The 16357-nt window shown below is 55.4% G+C and carries 14 protein-coding genes; 7 read left to right on the plus strand and 7 right to left on the minus strand.

Annotated elements, in window-relative coordinates:
- The first annotated feature begins 5 nt into the window (after nucleotides 1-5).
- The 3 genes from AC3WJN_RS03880 to mdh are packed head-to-tail and all read left to right on the plus strand — an operon-like array spanning nucleotide 6 to nucleotide 3286.
- On the plus strand, nucleotides 6-1367 hold the full coding sequence (locus AC3WJN_RS03880) for an ethanolamine ammonia-lyase subunit EutB (protein WP_005827532.1): 1362 nt from the start codon (nucleotides 6-8) through the stop codon (nucleotides 1365-1367).
- Between the two features lie 20 nt (nucleotides 1368-1387).
- Nucleotides 1388-2308: an ethanolamine ammonia-lyase subunit EutC gene (eutC, locus tag AC3WJN_RS03885; RefSeq protein WP_007777350.1), complete on the plus strand. Its 921-nt coding sequence runs from the start codon at nucleotides 1388-1390 to the stop codon at nucleotides 2306-2308.
- 36 nt (nucleotides 2309-2344) lie between these two features.
- Nucleotides 2345-3286 (plus strand): malate dehydrogenase, encoded by a 942-nt coding sequence (mdh, locus tag AC3WJN_RS03890; protein WP_005827536.1) that lies wholly within the window; start codon nucleotides 2345-2347, stop codon nucleotides 3284-3286.
- A gap of 147 nt (nucleotides 3287-3433) precedes the next feature.
- Here mdh and AC3WJN_RS03895 read toward each other — a convergent pair whose 3' ends face one another.
- Nucleotides 3434-4723: a haloacid dehalogenase-like hydrolase gene (locus AC3WJN_RS03895; protein ID WP_007777346.1), complete on the minus strand. Its 1290-nt coding sequence runs from the start codon at nucleotides 4721-4723 to the stop codon at nucleotides 3434-3436.
- A 313-nt stretch (nucleotides 4724-5036) separates the two neighbouring features.
- Here AC3WJN_RS03895 and AC3WJN_RS03900 point away from each other — a divergent pair, with 313 nt between their 5' ends.
- Nucleotides 5037-5981 (plus strand): aminopeptidase, encoded by a 945-nt coding sequence (locus AC3WJN_RS03900; RefSeq protein ID WP_081494676.1) that lies wholly within the window; start codon nucleotides 5037-5039, stop codon nucleotides 5979-5981.
- Nucleotides 5982-6064: 83 nt separating this feature from the next.
- Nucleotides 6065-7513: a cardiolipin synthase gene (cls, locus tag AC3WJN_RS03905; protein WP_005827542.1), complete on the plus strand. Its 1449-nt coding sequence runs from the start codon at nucleotides 6065-6067 to the stop codon at nucleotides 7511-7513.
- A 117-nt stretch (nucleotides 7514-7630) separates the two neighbouring features.
- On the opposite strand, the gene AC3WJN_RS03910 is transcribed toward cls, so the two are convergent.
- The 4 genes from AC3WJN_RS03910 to AC3WJN_RS03925 form a co-directional block, all read right to left on the minus strand.
- Entirely contained in the window at nucleotides 7631-8236 is a 606-nt protein-coding gene (locus AC3WJN_RS03910) for a helix-turn-helix transcriptional regulator (protein ID WP_007777341.1), read from the minus strand.
- A 49-nt stretch (nucleotides 8237-8285) separates the two neighbouring features.
- Complete coding sequence (locus AC3WJN_RS03915) at nucleotides 8286-8669, minus strand: OsmC family protein (protein ID WP_005827547.1); 384 nt, start codon at nucleotides 8667-8669, stop codon at nucleotides 8286-8288.
- Nucleotides 8670-8830: 161 nt separating this feature from the next.
- Nucleotides 8831-10468: a M20/M25/M40 family metallo-hydrolase gene (locus AC3WJN_RS03920; RefSeq protein ID WP_005827549.1), complete on the minus strand. Its 1638-nt coding sequence runs from the start codon at nucleotides 10466-10468 to the stop codon at nucleotides 8831-8833.
- Nucleotides 10469-10525: 57 nt separating this feature from the next.
- Nucleotides 10526-11266 (minus strand): IclR family transcriptional regulator, encoded by a 741-nt coding sequence (locus AC3WJN_RS03925; protein ID WP_005827551.1) that lies wholly within the window; start codon nucleotides 11264-11266, stop codon nucleotides 10526-10528.
- A 435-nt stretch (nucleotides 11267-11701) separates the two neighbouring features.
- Here AC3WJN_RS03925 and AC3WJN_RS03930 point away from each other — a divergent pair, with 435 nt between their 5' ends.
- Nucleotides 11702-12466, plus strand: coding sequence for a dimethylarginine dimethylaminohydrolase family protein (locus tag AC3WJN_RS03930; protein WP_026557590.1), 765 nt, complete (start codon nucleotides 11702-11704; stop codon nucleotides 12464-12466).
- A 63-nt stretch (nucleotides 12467-12529) separates the two neighbouring features.
- Entirely contained in the window at nucleotides 12530-13939 is a 1410-nt protein-coding gene (locus AC3WJN_RS03935; RefSeq protein WP_005827554.1) for an amino acid permease, read from the plus strand.
- Nucleotides 13940-14022: 83 nt separating this feature from the next.
- Here the strand turns inward: AC3WJN_RS03935 and AC3WJN_RS03940 are convergent, their stop codons facing one another.
- Nucleotides 14023-14916: a D-arabinono-1,4-lactone oxidase gene (locus AC3WJN_RS03940; RefSeq protein WP_007777330.1), complete on the minus strand. Its 894-nt coding sequence runs from the start codon at nucleotides 14914-14916 to the stop codon at nucleotides 14023-14025.
- The gene (locus AC3WJN_RS03945) at nucleotides 14904-16091 is read right to left on the minus strand and encodes an amino acid deaminase/aldolase (RefSeq protein WP_005827558.1); all 1188 of its coding nucleotides are present in this window, start codon (nucleotides 16089-16091) and stop codon (nucleotides 14904-14906) included. Before AC3WJN_RS03945 ends, AC3WJN_RS03940 begins: the two co-directional genes overlap by 13 nt.
- Nucleotides 16092-16357 lie beyond the last annotated feature (266 nt).

The raw sequence follows: 16357 nt of genomic DNA on the forward strand, positions 1-16357 counted from the left end.
ACGAAATGAACACGAAAACGACTGTGCTTGGACAGACCTATCAATTTCGCGATTTGAAAGAAATTTTCGCGAAGGCAAACGAAGACAAATCCGGCGACCAACTGGCTGGAATCGCCGCTTCCGATTCCCGGGAACGCGTTGCTGCCAAGCAAGTATTGGCTGATCTGACGTTGGCCGACATTCGCAACAACCCCATGCTTCCTCCGGAGGAAGACGAAGTATCCCGCGTCATTGAAGAAGGCATCAACGAAAAAATTTACAACGAAATCAAAAACTGGAGCGTCGCCGAGTTGCGCGAGTACATTTTGAGCCACGAGGCGGGCGACAACGAGATCAAGCGCATCAGCCGCGGCTTGTCCAGCGAAATGATCGCGGCTACCGCTAAGCTGATGAGCAACCTCGACCTGATTACGGCTGCGGCCAAAATTCGCGTGGTGACTCACTGCAATACCGCGATTGGTCAGCAAGGCGTACTGGCATCGCGGGTTCAGCCCAATCACCCGTCCGATAGCGTACAAGGCATCAAGGCAGCGTTGTACGAAGGACTCAGCTACGGAATCGGCGACGCGGTAATCGGAATCAACCCGGTTATTGATACAGCGGACAGCGTCAAGGATATTCTCAACATGACCAAAGAGGTAATGGACAAATGGGCGATTCCGACGCAAAACTGTGTACTCGCTCACGTGACCACGCAGATGCGCGCCATCCGTCAGGGGGCGCCTGCCGACCTGATTTTCCAAAGTCTTGCGGGCAGCGAAAAAGGCAACAACGCCTTCGGGATTGACGTCAAGCTGCTGGACGAAGCCGACGAGCTGATGCGCAAGGAAGGCACTTCCTACGGGCCGAACTTCTGGTACTTCGAGACGGGCCAAGGCTCCGAGCTGTCCTCCGAGGCGCACTTCGGCATCGACCAGGTGACGATGGAGGCGCGCTGCTACGGTCTTGCTCGCAAGTACAACCCGTTTATCGTCAATACGGTAGTCGGCTTCATCGGACCGGAATATTTGTACGACAGCCGGCAAGTGATCCGCGCCGGGCTGGAAGACCACTACATGGGCAAAATGCACGGGCTGCCGATGGGCTGCGACGTCTGCTACACAAACCATATGAAGGTTGACCAGAACGATATGGACAATCTCGGAATTTTGCTATCGGCGGCAGGGGTGAACTTTGTCATCGGGGTGGCGATGGCGGACGACGTCATGCTCAACTATCAATCGACCAGCTTCCACGATATTGCCGCGTTCCGCGAGGTTCTCGGCCTCCGTCCGGCACCTGCTTTTGAAAAGTGGCTGGAAAAAATGGGGATCATGGAAAACGGCAAGCTGACGCCAATAGCAGGCGATCCGACAATCTTCATGTAAGAAGCGGGGGTGTATGAGGGATGGAACAACAATTGGATTTTTTGGTAGACAAAGTAGTGGCCGAGCTGCAAAAAAAGCTGGCCGAGCTGGGCGAAAAAGCGTCCGGGCCAAAAGCGGAAGCAGCCGTGGAAGGAAAAGCCGCGCCACAGCAGGGGACAGCCCCGGTAACGGCTACCAATGCTCAGGAGACACACGCCGCACCAGCCGAGCCGGAGAGAACCGCGCTGATTCCGAATCCGAAATGGAAGGAAGGGCTGGATGAGCTTTTGGCCAGTACACCTGCCCGAATCGGCGTATGGCGTACAGGGGTAAGACCGCTGACGAAAACGATGCTGCAACTCCGCCGCGACCACGCAGCGGCAGTCGATGCCGTCTACGGGGAAGTCAGCCAGGAAGTGCTCGACCAGTTTTCCTTGTTCACGGTAGAAACCCAGTACGACAACACCGAAAACTATTTGAAGCGCCCGGACATGGGACGCGTTCTCACCGAGGAAGGCGTGCGCTTGCTTCAGGAGCGTTGCCAAAAGAAGCCGCAGGTACAAATCGTCGTCTCCGACGGCCTGAGTGCCAGCGCGGTCGACGCCAACCTGAAAGACGTGCTTCCCTCCTTGATGGACTCGTTGAAAAGCTACGGCCTGAGTTGCGGGACTCCGTTTTTTGTCAAAGGCGGACGCGTCGCGAGCATGGACCATATCGGCGAGATTTTGGAGCCGGAAGTGCTGGTGCTGTTGATCGGAGAGCGTCCGGGTCTGGTTACGGCCCACTCCATGAGCGCCTACATGTGCTACCGTCCGCGCAAAGGAATGGTAGAGTCCGAGCGCACGGTAATTTCCAATATTCATCGTCAAGGGACGTCGCCGATCGAGGCAGGCGCCCACATCGGTACGATTCTCTCCAAAATGCTGGAGCAAAAAGCAAGCGGTGTGAAGCTGGTCTTGTAACATATGTGGGAAACGACACGACGAGGAGGAACTACCATGACATTCCGCAGAAAAAAAGTAGCCGTCATCGGCAGCGGCTTTACCGGAGCGACAACGGCGTTCATCATGGCGCAAAAAGAACTGGCTGACATCGTTTTGGTCGATATTCCGCAGCTTGAGAACCCGACCAAAGGAAAAGCGCTGGACATGATGGAGTCTTCGCCGGTGCTCGGCTTTGATGCCAACATCACCGGAACGTCCGACTACAAGGATATTCAAGGCTCCGATATCGTCATCATTACAGCAGGGATCGCCCGCAAGCCAGGCATGTCCCGCGACGACCTGGTGGCGACGAACGCGGCTATCATGCGTTCGGTAGCGGAGCAAGTGAAAATTTACGCGCCAAACTCCATCGTACTCATCCTGTCCAACCCGGTAGATGCGATGACCTATACGTTCTTCAAAACATCCGGCTTCCCGAAACACCGCGTCATCGGTCAATCCGGTGTGCTCGATACGGCGCGCTTCCGCACGTTTGTCGCCATGGAGCTGAACGTCTCCGTGGAAGACGTGACAGGCTTCGTGCTTGGCGGACACGGTGACGAAATGGTGCCGCTGTTGCGCTACTCCTACGCAGGCGGCATCCCGCTCGACAAATTGATCCCGCAAAATCGCCTCGATGCCATCGTCGAGCGCACGCGCAAAGGCGGCGGCGAGATCGTCGCCCTGCTCGGCAACGGCTCCGCCTACTACGCGCCTGCGGCCGCCCTGGTGGAAATGGCGGAAGCGATTCTGAAAGACAAGAAGCGCATCCTGCCGTCCATCGCTTATCTCGAAGGCGAGTACGGCTACCACGACCTGTACCTCGGCGTGCCTACCTTGTTGGGTGGCAACGGCATCGAGAAAGTCATCGAGCTGGATCTGACTGCCTCCGAGAAGGCAGCGCTGGACAAATCGGCTGACTCTGTTCGTGCTGTATTGAAAGTAGCGATGCAATAACAGCGCGTGATAGAGGGAAGCCCTGCCACCTGCACTTGGCGGGGCTTTTTCTCATGGGCGTGGAATGGGCTTGGGCTAGGCAAAAAATGGGCTGAACAGAAAAAAACGCCTGCTTGTACGGGCGGTTTTTTCTCGTTTCTAGCTCGTTTATTTGGAGATCAACTGCGGCTCTTTTTCGCCCAGCCGAATGGTCGACTCGCTCGGAATCCACATGCCGGTGTTTTCGTCACGGCCTTGCAGGACAACAGTTGGGCTGGCTTTGCCGAGCTGCTCGGCGGCTTTGGCTGCCTGCTGGCCGATTTTGCCGCCTTTGACGCGGTTGACGACCAGGGCGAGCTGTACGCTGTCCAGCTCGGTCATCATCTCAAAATCACCGTTGCTGTCGCCCGCGATAAAGATCGGCCCGTAGCCGTATTTTTTGACCAGCACGCTCTCGATTACTTCTGTTTTGCCGTGCCCGACAGTGATCGGGTAATCTGGCTGGTACACGTTCGTAATCAGCCCGTTTTCCGTTTTCAGCCGCATGCCGATGATGTTTTCCGATGGCAGGTTGTAGCCGTATTTCGGCAGGGTGGCGAAAACGCGCACCACGTCCTCGAGCGAAGCGGACACGACGTAGACGTCAATGCCGTTTGCGCGCAGCGTGTTCATCAGGTTCGCCACTTCCGAAGTCAGGCGCAGCCCGGTTGTGTGGGAAGCTTTTACTACGCCTGCTTTGCCTGCCAAAGCTTTCGGGCTCGTCCAGGTTACTTTTTCAATCGCCATGCCCAGGCTCGCATCGTTGGAAACCTCGGCAAGCTGATGAACCTCGTCGATCGTCATGTTGGTGAACAGGTAGAGCACCCACGGATAGCCGATGGTGTTGCTGTGTGTGTCGTTGATCGCTTCGTAGAGAAAATACAGCTTCGCTCTGAAGTCGGCGAATTGCTCTGTTGCCTTCACTTCCTCCAGCGTTTTGCTGCCTTTGAGCCCTTCGTAATTTTGGTACAGGTAAGTGTAGTCGGCAACCAGGTCGCTTGCGATCGCGTCGAGAGTGACAGGTTTGCCGTCCACGTTTTTATACGCATCGGAAAAAGGCCCTTCCGGCACGTTGGTGCGAATCACCTTGCCGAACTCTTCCGGCGTGAGCTTGTAGGCGAGGTGGTTGATCTGGTAGACAAAGAGGGCTTCTTCCGTATCGTGCATGATGCTGGTGTTGTCCCAGTCAAAGACGACATACGGCTTTTTGGCCGCGTTGTAGGCAGGATTTTTGCTGCCGTTTTTCTCGATCAATGCGTTGACAGCCTGATAGGTGGCAGGTGCCCATTTCCCCTTGTCGAACACTTGTGGAGCTGGTGTTGCCGCGTGCGCCAAGACAGGCAGCGACGCTGCGAGCAGTGCAGCGGCCATCAACAGCGTCAGCGACCAAAAGCTGCGCTTTGCCAGTGTGTGAGACATTGTTGTCATCCCCTTTTCTTTCTGAGATTGTCAGGAACCCCAAATGAAAACGCTCTCATTTTTCGGGAAGTTGGCCCCAGGCAAAAAAACAGGGCCCTTCCCGGCGCTCTATCACAAGCGCAGAAAAAGACCCCGTTGTCTTTTGCGTTTTTATTTGTACATTCATCATACTAAATCCGAAGAAAAAATCAAGAAAATTTCGCCAGTTTCTTCGCGAGCAGGAGTGGCAGCAAAAGAAAGCGAAGACAACATGGTTTGCAGGATCGTGATGGACATAATGATAGAGAGAAAGAGGCAGAGGATGATGAATCGGATGAAGCTGATAGAGACGAGCAAGGCTATTTTGACAAACTGCATGGCACTTCAGGCGAACGAAGCTTTTTTGGTGGTCGCGGACGAGCCTAAGCGAGAGCTTGGCGAAGTGCTCTTCGAGGCTGGCAAGCAGCTCGGGGCAGAGGCGATGCTGATGGTGATGAAAGAGCGGGAAAAATCAGGCCAGGAGCCTCCGGCGGCTGTAGCTGCGGCGATGAAAAGCGCCGATGTGGTCGTGTGCGTGACCGAGCATTCCTTGACGCATACAAAAGCGCGAAAAGAAGCGGCGGCCAACGGCGCAAGACTCGCCACCATGCCGAGTATTACGGCCGACATGTTTTTGGAGGGCGCGATCTCTGCCGACTACGCGCAAGTAAAAGTGCTGACGGAGAAAGTGACCGAACTGCTGACCGCAGCCAGCACCGTTCGCATCGAAAAGGCGGGCAAGTCGCTCACTTTTTCCATCGCTGGACGCAATGGCGTGCCGAGCACAGGCATGTACGTCAATCCAGGCGAATCGGGCAACCTGCCGTCGGGGGAAGCTTACGTGGCGCCGCTGGAGGGCACGGCAGAAGGGCAAATCGTGGTGGACGGCTCGATTTCCGGGATCGGCAAAATCGACTCGCCGCTGCTGCTGACGATTGAAAAAGGGCGGATTACCCACGCCGAAGGCACGTCCGCCGAGCGGCTGTTGCAAATTTTGGGCGACCAGGACGGACGCATGCTCGGCGAATTTGGGATCGGGACGAATGACAAGGCGCGGATTACGGGAGTCGTGCTGGAGGACGAGAAGGTGTACGGAACGATTCACGTGGCCTTCGGCAGCAACAATACGTTCGGCGGAACGATTGTGGCAGGGGTGCACATTGATCTGGTGGTCAAAGAGCCGGATGTTTACTTGGACGATACATGCATCATGAAAAACGGGAAGCTTTTGGGGCAGTAACCGACCCGGTCCGGGGCCCAGGATGAATCCCGGGAGGAAATGGTGTAAAATGGGAGATATCCTGTGAGGGTGGATGTGGTGTGATGTTGTTGCTGGAGCAAATTGTGGCGGTCATTACGATAGGGAATCTGATCTTGGCCGCTGTTCTCATCTTCATGGAGAGGCGCAACATTGCGGCTACCTGGGCCTGGCTGATGGTTCTTCTGTTTTTGCCGGGTATCGGGTTTCTCCTCTATCTGATTTTTGGGCAAAGACTGAGCAAGAAAAAGCTGTATCGGCTGCGCCAGGGAGAGTTTTCCCATTTCCGTGCGGCTGTCGACAAGCAGAAGAAGCTGTTGGAGCAGGGCGAGCTGCAGGTGAACGATCCGGAGATGAAGCGGCATCGCGACATGATTTTCATGAACGTGGTGAGCGACGGCGCCTACTATACACAGGACAATGCCGTCCAGGTGTTCGCCGAAGGGCACAGCTTGTTCGACCTCATGTTCAGGCAGATTGAGGAGGCCAAGGAGCACGTTCATTTACTCTACTATATTTTCAATGATGATGAACTTGGGACGCGGCTGTTGGAGCTGTTGACGAAAAAGGCGCGGGAAGGCGTAGAGGTCAGGCTGCTCTATGATGCGGTCGGATCGGCGGGCGTCTCTTCCCGGTTTTTCCGGCCATTGGTAGAGGCAGGCGGAGAAGTCGTCTCGTTTTTTCCTTCGTCGATTCCGTTCCTCAATTTCCGGGTCAATTTTCGCAACCATCGCAAGCTGACGATCATTGACGGAAAAAGCGGCTATATTGGCGGCTTCAACATCGGCGACGAATATTTGGGCAAGGACAAGAAGCTGGGGTACTGGCGGGATACGCACCTGCAAATTGAGGGGAAAGCCGTTTACATGCTGCAGGCGCGCTTTTTCCTGGACTGGAATTTGTCCGCGCCGAAAAGAATGCAGGAGTCGTTCGACTACTTCCCGGAGATGCCGGAGCCAAAGGGCACAATTGGCTGCCAGATCGTGTCGAGCGGGCCAAATTCGGAAAAGCAGCAGATCAAGCACGCGTTTTTGAAAATGATCTACAAGGCGCGCCACAAGATTTATTTGCAGACCCCGTACTTCATACCGGACGACAGCATGCTGACCGCGTTGAAAATGGCTGCGATGTCCGGGGTGGACGTGCGCGTGATGGTGCCGGGCAGGCCGGACCACCTGATGGTTTTCTGGGCGACGCACTCCTACCTGGGCGAGTTGTTGAAAAGCGGCGTGCGCTGCTATTTGTACGAAAAAGGCTTCATGCACGCCAAGACGATGGTGGTCGACACCCAGCTTTCCTCGGTAGGGACGGCGAACGTCGACATCCGCAGCTTCAAGCTCAATTTTGAAACCAATGTGTTCTTGTACGATTCGCAGATGGCGCGGCAGTTGGAGGAGCTGTTCGTGGCAGACCTCGCCGATTGCCGGGAAATGACGGTGGAAGAGTATTTCAACCGCCCGCTTCGTACGCGTATGCAAGAATCATTGACGCGATTGTTGTCTCCGATTTTATAAACAGAATAAGGACCCTCTGGCCTTGTGGATTTTCGCGGGGCAGAGGGTCCTTTTGCACGTGCATGGTTTAGGCAGGGGCACGGACTGCTGCTTGCGGCAGCCGCCAGCGGGACAGGGCTACGGTTTTTTCGATTCGCGCAGCAGCTTCTTCGCCTGGTCCATCCGGTAGCTGGTCACATATTCAATCGGGCATTTGCCGATGTTCTTTTTGAAAACCTCGGTGTAGTAGCGCGGTGTCAGTCCGGCCTTGTTCGCCAGATCGGCCGGAAGAGAGCGGCGCTGCAAAATTCGCATGGATGTAGGAAAGCGTCTGCTCGATTGCTTTTGCCGAATCGACTGAAGGTTGCGTGCTGGCGGCGCTCCAGATCGTGTGCAGCAGTTGCTGAAAACGGATCTGATTTTGCAGGAGGTCCAGCGGATTTGTGCTCTGCTGGTCGGCCTGCAAGGCGAGGACAAGCTCTGTGCAGCGATGGAGCGAGTGAAGCTGATAGCTGTCTTCGTGCGGCTTCCAGGAGCGGCTGGGCGAGTAGCTGCCGGGCGCGGTTTCATCTGGTTCCAGGACATCGAAAAAGAACGCGAAAAAAGACAGGGATGCTCCGCTGGCGGCTGCGACGGAAGCGACAGCCTCCTCGGCGGCAAAACGACGTGCTGCATGCTTTTCAGGAGGAACAAGGCCGCAGCCAAAAAGGGAGGAGAAGGATTTTTTGCGTGCTGGTCGCCCATGATGACCTCTCCTTTCCAAAAATGATGGCGCATAGGGAAAGCGAGCCGATCAGGAAACCAGCTCAAAAGACTCGGTCACGACGATGCTGCCTTTTACCGACTGGACCATCGGGCAGTTTTTGCTGGCGGCTTCTACAGCTTTTTGCACTCGTTCCTGCTTCAAGTTTTCCCCGGTAATGATGAAGTGCAGGTGAATTTTCTCGACGCGGTTTGCCTCTGCCTCGTTGCGTGTGACATCGGCTGTGATTTTCATATCGGTGCACGGCATTCTCATCTTGTCCAACACTTTGCGCAGCACGCCGCCGCTGCAAGCGGCAATCGAGGAGACCAGCAACTGGTACGGGCGAAAGCCGTATGCTTCATCGCCGGAGACGTGCAGGTCGCCGTACGATAAATGGGTGACGAATCCTTTTTCTTTTGCTTCAAAGTTCATGACGAGTCCTCCTCAGCGATCACTTTTCTTCATTATAAAGAAAAAGCGGGGGGCAAGGCAGAAAAAAAGCGCCGGAAAACAGCAAGGCTCTTACGCGTGAGACGGCAGCCAGCCGCGGCGACGTAAGAACCTTTCTGTTTGGAAGCGGGGAAAAAGCTATCTCATTCCTTTGCCGCCTGCCCATTTTGCAGCAGAGACTGGATGCAGCGAGGCAGCATGTCTTTTAACGTGTCGAATGCGTAGTCCACATCGAGCCGCTCCGTCCATTGATGCGCATCGCGGCCTACAGGGCCGAGGTTCATGACGGGCACGTCAAAAGCTTCCAGCTCCTGTAGCGGGATGGAGTAGCCGTTGTCCCACAGCGGCATGTTGGCGACCAGTGGCTGCATGGAGGCTGCCGGGTATTGCAGTCCGACGTAGCTCAGGTCGGAGATGCCGCCGAAGTAGTTTTGTTTGCGCAAAGTGACCTGGTGCTGTTCCCGCGCATACGCCTCCATCTCGGCCACTGTTTTCTGGATCAGCGGGTGATTGCGCGAGCTGACAGCCGGGTAAAACGGCGGAGCGAAGAACAGGATTATCATCGGAGACAACTCTTTGCAGAGAATCGCCAGTCGATCGACCAGCTCGATGGTCGTGTCGCGATCGTCTTTGTCGTGGCGGTTGGCGATGACGTCTGCCTCGAGCTGGCGCAGCTTGTCCTCGCCGTATGTTTTCAGGGCGTACGTGTACAACTCCTCGTAGGTCATTACGGAGATGGACAGGTCACGCGGGCTAAAAGGAGCAAAATTGGCGAACTGGCTGGCATGGCGAAGGTAGTTTTCCCGGATGCGCTCGGCTACATTTCGCGCTGCGTCCAGGAGCGGCTCCACGACTTCCTCCATCTTCTTTTCCAAAAGGAACAGATTGAACAGCGTCACGGCGCGATGCGGAATTTGCACCGAGTACTCTTTTTTCAAGTCTTTTTGAATCAGGTTGGTAGGAGGCGGGGAAGCTTCCCCCTCGACGACTTCGCAAAAAGAAGTGTTCAGCTCCAGCTCGCACGTAATCTGCGAGGCCATGTAGTTGCCGTTCAGCCCGGCAAACGGCTCGCCCACGTGCGTTTCTTTTCCGTAGCACAAAAAGCCCGGCAGCACCTTGCCGATGGAGCCAGTGTACAAATACTTGTTTTGGTCGCCCGGGAAACGGGTGAACATCGGCTCCGAATTGAGCACAGTCGTGTAGCGCAAATCAAATTCTGCGGCAATTTTCAACAGCTCAGGGACAGCCGCGCGCATGCCGACAGAGTTTACTTCCTCGTCGGGAACGGTCAGCAAGAGCAGGTTGCCGTCAAATTCCCCGGCGCACGCCCGCTCGATCATCGACATGTGCAGGGCGAGCCCGCATTTCATATCCATCGTCCCGCGGCCAAACAGCCAGTTGCCTGTGCGCAAATCTTGCTGAACTTCGGCAGGCATGTCAGCTTGGTTTTGCTGGAAGAGCGGAGTGAGCGTTTTCGGGTCAAAGGCGTGCTTCATCCAGCCGCCGTAATCCTCGACATCGACCACATCGAAGTGGCTGACCAAAATCACGGTGTCGCGCACGCCCGGCTTTTTGACGAGAGCGGTGACAAAGTGCCGTCCATCCCCGGTCGGGTTGGCCCGGACATGGTCGGGATTGGCCTGGTAGTAAGGCAGTGAGCGGAGCTGATCGACGACGTAACCGGGCAAGTCTTTTTCGGCAGGCGATCCGGTCACGCTCGGGATGTTGACCAGGTTGCACAGGAGATCGACGAGTTGTTCTTTTGTCTGCCATTTTTGCATGATAAATGCCTCCGTTTTCCGTATAGTGAAAACCATTTCCGTTTGGTGGGTAAAAAATTAAGGCAATGCGCCGATCTTATGGGAAATTTCCTTGGCGCTTTGTCTGGCCCGCTCAATCAGGGTGGACAAAAGCTCGTCGGTGATGCGATAGCTGGGGACGCCGATGCTCAATGCGCCGACTACCCGCTGATTGTAGCCGATGATGGGAGCCGCGATGGAAGCGGTACCTTCCGTTTTCTCCCCGTAGCTGACAGCGTATCCATTTTGCCTGATTTGCGGCAGCAGCAGAAGCAGTTCGCGGCGGCGCTCGGGTTCCGGGATCAGCGCGGCGACGATCCGTTCGGCTTCCTGTGGCTCCATGTTGGCCAGGATCGTTTTGTTGGCGGCTCCGATATGCAGCGGGATGCGCTCGCCCAAATTGTCGATGCTTCTCACCGTCATGGAGCTTTCCACCCGTTCGAGCACGATGGCGTCATGGCCGTGCGGAATATTCAGATAGACAGACTCGCGCACATCTGCCGCCAATTGCTCCATGACGGTTCTGGCGACTGCCCGCACATCAATTTTGTCCAAAATGCGCAGCCCGATCTCCATCCAGGTCAGGCCGACCTTGTATTGCTTGGTTTCCGGAACCTGCTGGATCAAGCCGTACTTCATCAGGCTGCTAATCAAACGGTGTACCGTACTGAGCGGGAGAGACGTTTTCTCAGCGATTTCCGAGATGGACCAGAGCGTTTTGCTCTCGTCAGATATCAGGACAAAGATGATGCTCATTGCCCGGTCAATCGATTGTACCAACGTGTTTCCCTCCTGGCTTTCTAGTGACGTAGGACTGCTTGCCAGTTGTCTCGCCAGCATTTTATGAGATCAATCTATCAGAATTGTTCAGGCGAATCAACAAGATTTCGAGCAGGTAAAAATTCATTGACAAAAAATTTAAAACTATTTTACATTAAGGGTGTGATTTTGTATTGTAGAAGCGATTCCACGATACGGAATAAAAGGTGGCGGCGTAAGGCAGCAAACGCACTGGCCGATCCAGGCAGAATGGCTTGCAGCCGAGCATGCCGCCGCCAAAGGCACGACGCTATCAGTGGCAGCGCACGGGCAGCAGGGCGCGGGCTTATGCGGAAGCGTTTCCAGGCAAAGCCGGTGCGCCTGAACGGAAGCGGGCACCTGAACGATTTGCAGATCTCAAGAATGATTTCAGAAAAAGAAGGGAGAACGACTATCATGAGATTTTCTCGCGCGATTGTAAGAAAACCGGGGCAAAGCTATGTGAACGGCCTGACGACATCTGATCTCGGAAAGCCGGACTACGCTCTGGCGCTAAAGCAGCATGCTGCTTACATAGAGGCTTTGAAGCAAGCCGGTTTGGAAGTGACCGTGTTGGAAGCGGACGAGCGTTTCCCGGACTCCACATTCGTCGAAGATACGGCTGTCCTGACGGAAAAGTGCGCGGTTATCACCAACCCTGGCGCGGAAAGCCGCAACGGTGAGATCGAGGACATGAAGCAAGTGCTCCCGCGCTTTTTTGACACGATTGAATATATTCAGGCTCCCGGCTTCCTCGATGGCGGCGACGTCATGCAGGTAGAAAACCATTTTTATGTGGGACTGTCCACGCGCACGAACGAGGAAGGCGCGAAGCAGTTCCGGGACATTCTCTCCAAGTACGGCTACGAAGTCACGATCGTTCCGCTGAAGGAGTTTTTCCATCTGAAAACCGGAATCGCCTACCTGGGCAACAACACCTTGGTACTGGCAGGCGAATTTATTGATTCCCCCGTGTTCAAAGACTACAAGCACCTGATCGTGGAAAAAGAAGCGGAGTATTCCGCGAACTGCATCCACATCAACGACTACGTCATCATTCCGAAAGGCTACGACAGCACGAAAAAGCAAATTACGGATGCTGGCTACCAGGTGATCGAGCTGGAGATGTCCGAATTTCAGAAGCAAGACGGAGGATTGAGCTGCCTGTCCCTGCGCTTCTAACGCAGGCAGTTCCTTCCCGGCATCTTATTTTGCCATTCCCGAGCGGGGAAAGAGAGGGATCATATGAACGGTGGGATTCACAAGGACAAAGAGCTGCAGCGCTCGATGAAAAGCCGCCACCTGTTTATGCTGTCTTTGGGTGGGGTCATCGGAACGGGGCTTTTTCTGAACGCAGGCTATACGATCAACCAGGCGGGGCCGGGCGGTGCGCTCGTCGCGTTTCTCGTCGGAGGCATTTTGCTCTACCTGGTCATGACCTGCCTGGGTGAGCTGTCTGTGAAAATGCCTGTAACCGGCTCTTTTCAAACGTATGCGACGAAGTACATTGGCCCGGCCAGCGGCTTTACGCTCGGCTGGATGTACTGGCTCGGCTCTGCGACGACGGCTGGCGTGGAGTTTACCGCCGCCGGGATGGTCATGCAGAGATGGTTCCCGGATACGCCAATCTGGATTTGGTGCGCCCTGTTTATTCTTTTGCTGTTTACCTTCAACGCTTTGACAACGAAAGGATTCGCGGAAACCGAATACTGGTTTGCGGGGATCAAGGTGCTGGCTGTCCTCATCTTCATTATTGTCGGACTAGGTGCTATTTTCGGCATTATCAGTATGGAAGGCCGGGAAGCCCCGTTCTTCACCAACTTTTCAGCGGAGGGCGGTCTGTTTCCGTTCGGGTTTACCATTGTCTTTGTCACGATGATGAACGTCGTGTTTTCCTACCAAGGCTCTGAGCTGATCGGGATTGCTGCGGGTGAAGCCGAGAACCCGCAAAAAAACATCCCGCGAGCGATCCGCAATGTCGTTTTCCGCATCCTCGTGTTCTACGTGGCTTCTGTGACGATCTTGTCCGCTCTGTTCCCGGCAAGCGAGCTGGGGCTGTTGGAGAGTCCGTTCGTGACGGTGTTTGATTCTGTAGGGATTCCGTTTGCGGCAGATATCATGAACTTCGTCATCCTGACGGCGCTGTTGTCTGTCGGCAACTCGTGCCTGTACGCGGCCACGCGCTTGTTGTGGGCCTTGTCGCACAGCGGCATGGCGCATCCTGTATTCGGCAGGCTGACGAAAAGAAGCGTGCCGCTCAACAGCCTGCTGGCGACATTGGCTTTCTCGCTCTTGTCGCTGCTGACCAGCGTGATTGCTGCCGATACCGTTTATGTCCTGCTGATGTCTGTCTCCGGGATCGCGGTCACCTTCACCTGGATGGGCATTGCCCTGTCCCAATTCAACTTCCGCCGGACATATTTGCGGGAGGGCGGCAAGCTGGAGGATTTGCAGTTCGTGGCGCCGTTTTACCCGGTGATGCCGCTGCTGTGCCTGGCGTTGTGCACGTTCATCCTGATTTTCCCGGCGTTCGATCCGACGCAGCGAGTGGGGCTGTTCTACGGACTTGGCGCACTGGCGCTGTTTTATCTCTACTATTATGTGCGCTATGGCCGCGGCAAGAAAAGCAACCCGGACATCCCGACTCAAGGCTAAGCGCCCGACCAGACAAAATGCCCCTGCCACGGCAAATGGCAGGGGCATTTTTGCGTGCGCGGACATGCGAATGGCTCCAGGCGTCAGGAAAGCCCGAACAGCTCGGACAAGTACGGATTGACGAACATGCCGTCGGGATCGAGCCGCGAGCGGATGGCGAGGAAATCAGGCAGGCGCGGGTAGACTTGATGCAGCTCGTCGGCGGTCATGTTGTGCATTTTTCCCCAGTGCGGGCGGCCGCCATAGCGCCGGAAAATTTGCTCCATGCGGGCGAAATACGCTTCATAGGGCATTCCTTTGTACATGTGCACGGCGATAAAGGCACTGTCGCGCTCGTAGGCGGGGCTGAGCCAGATGTCGTCTTTTTTCACGTAGCGGCATTCCAGGGGGAAGTGAACGTTGAAGCGCTCCTGTTCGATGGCCTGGCGCATTTCCCGGATGGCCTCGCCCATATGCTCGGCGGGCAGGTAATATTCCATCTCGTAAAAGCGGACGAGGCGCGGGGTGGCGAACAGCTCGTGGCTGTAGCCGCTTTCGTTGACCGCCGGCACGCTTTGGGCGGACAGCCTGCTCACGGAGCGGGCGAGCGCGGGGCGCAGGCGGCAGCTTTCGGACAGCAGCCAAAACAGCCCGTTTTCCACGACCATTTTTTTCAGGTAGCTCCATTGCTGATTCGCGCTGGAAGGCTCCGAGGTTTCGTTCATGAATTTCACTTGCACGGTGTCGGAGTAAGGGAAGGAGAAAAACTCGAAATGGCGGTGTGATTGCTTGAAAGTATCCAGGGAGGACAAGCATTCGTCCAGCGACATGCGCAGGCTCTGGTAGCGAAGACGGTAGGCGGGAAGAACACGGAGCTTGACGCGGACGATGGAGACGACCTCGTCCAGCGATTGCGGCAGCGCGATTTGCCGCGGCTGGCTTTGCACATTTCCTGTCCAGTTGCGAAAGCGGTTTGCCTTTTTGCTTATAGAAAGCATTGTCCATCCCCCCGATAGGTCGTCATTTCCTCGACAACTTTTCCGCCTGAAACACAGTAGAGCCGTGAAAAGCGTTCGCATAGTTCTCCCGCTTTGGCGTGGCGAAAAAAGACGGGATCGCCCAACTGCAACGTCTCCATGCCGCGATACTGGATGGGCGTCTGCACTTCGCCGGCGCCCTCGTTGGGCATAAGCCGAACGCCCGTTGGCAAATACGGCTTAGGCAAGCGATCCGCCCCTGCGGAACCGGAGGCGATATAGCCGCCGCCCGCGCATGTGTAAATATGCTCGGCAGGCTTGCGAATGATTTCCAGCGCAAATCCGGCAGCCGGCTGAAAATGAAAGTCCTGGTAGTAATCGAACAGGCCGGGCGAAAAAAAGCCGGAGCCGGCTGTCAGCTCGGTAACCGCGTCCTCTCTTCCCGTATGATGCAGGCTGCCCGTTCCGCCGCCGTTGACGAAGCGCAGCGAAATGCCCAGCTCGCCGATCGCCTTCACCAGCTCCGCTCTGCGATGAGCCACCTCCTTGACCGATTGCTGCTTCAGCAGGCGAATCAGGCTGTTTTTGAAAAATTGCCGGGGGTAGCGATCGCCGACGCCTGCGATTTGCGCTTCGTAGCCCATGATGCCGTCCAGTTTGAGGTGTTTGGAGGAAGCGACGCGGGAAGCAAGCGCGACGGCTTGTTCCAGCGAGCGCAGAGGGGAGCGCCACACGCCGAAATGCAGGCCCAATATATCGGACGACATGTCGATGTCCAGGCAGACGGGGAAAATGACGCCTTGCTCGCGGGCGATTTGCTCCAGATGCTCCACGTGCGAGACAGAGTCGATCATGAGGGTGAGGGAGCGCCCTTGCTGGATTTGCTCGCCAAGCGCGATCAGCCAGCTTTTTTCCCAGACAGGATATCCCAGCAGCAAATCGTCAAAGCCCGCCGCGCACAAATGGAGCGCTTCGGGCGCGGAGAAGCACATCAGCCCGGAAAGGCAGTCGTCCAGTTGCAAAAGGTGTTTGAGAATACCGACGCTGCGGATGGATTTGCTGGCAATCCGAATCGGCTTTCCATTGCTTTGCAACCCGATTTGCTCTGCATTTTGCTCCAAAAGATCCAGGTCGACGAAGGCGAACGGCTTTGGAATACCGGCAAAGGCAGACTGGTAATAGCGATAATCCCGCATGGGCAAGCCTCATCCTTTTTGTATGAGAGTAGTAATACGAAAACATTTCTTAAAATTCTATATATTCTCTCTTTTTGTGTCGATTCCTCCCGGGTTTTTCGGAGGGACTCACCGAAAATGACGAACGTTCGGATGTAATGTTCGGATTTTGCTTTGTGAAACCGTTTTTCAATCGTATTTTTTATATTAGACGGATTGTAATATGAAGTGCGACACCAACAGCTAGATAAAAAAATGGCCCATGATTGATTCGTGTAAAATGAAGT

The sequence above is a fragment of the Brevibacillus sp. FW306-2-1A-C05A genome (assembly GCF_058781555.1).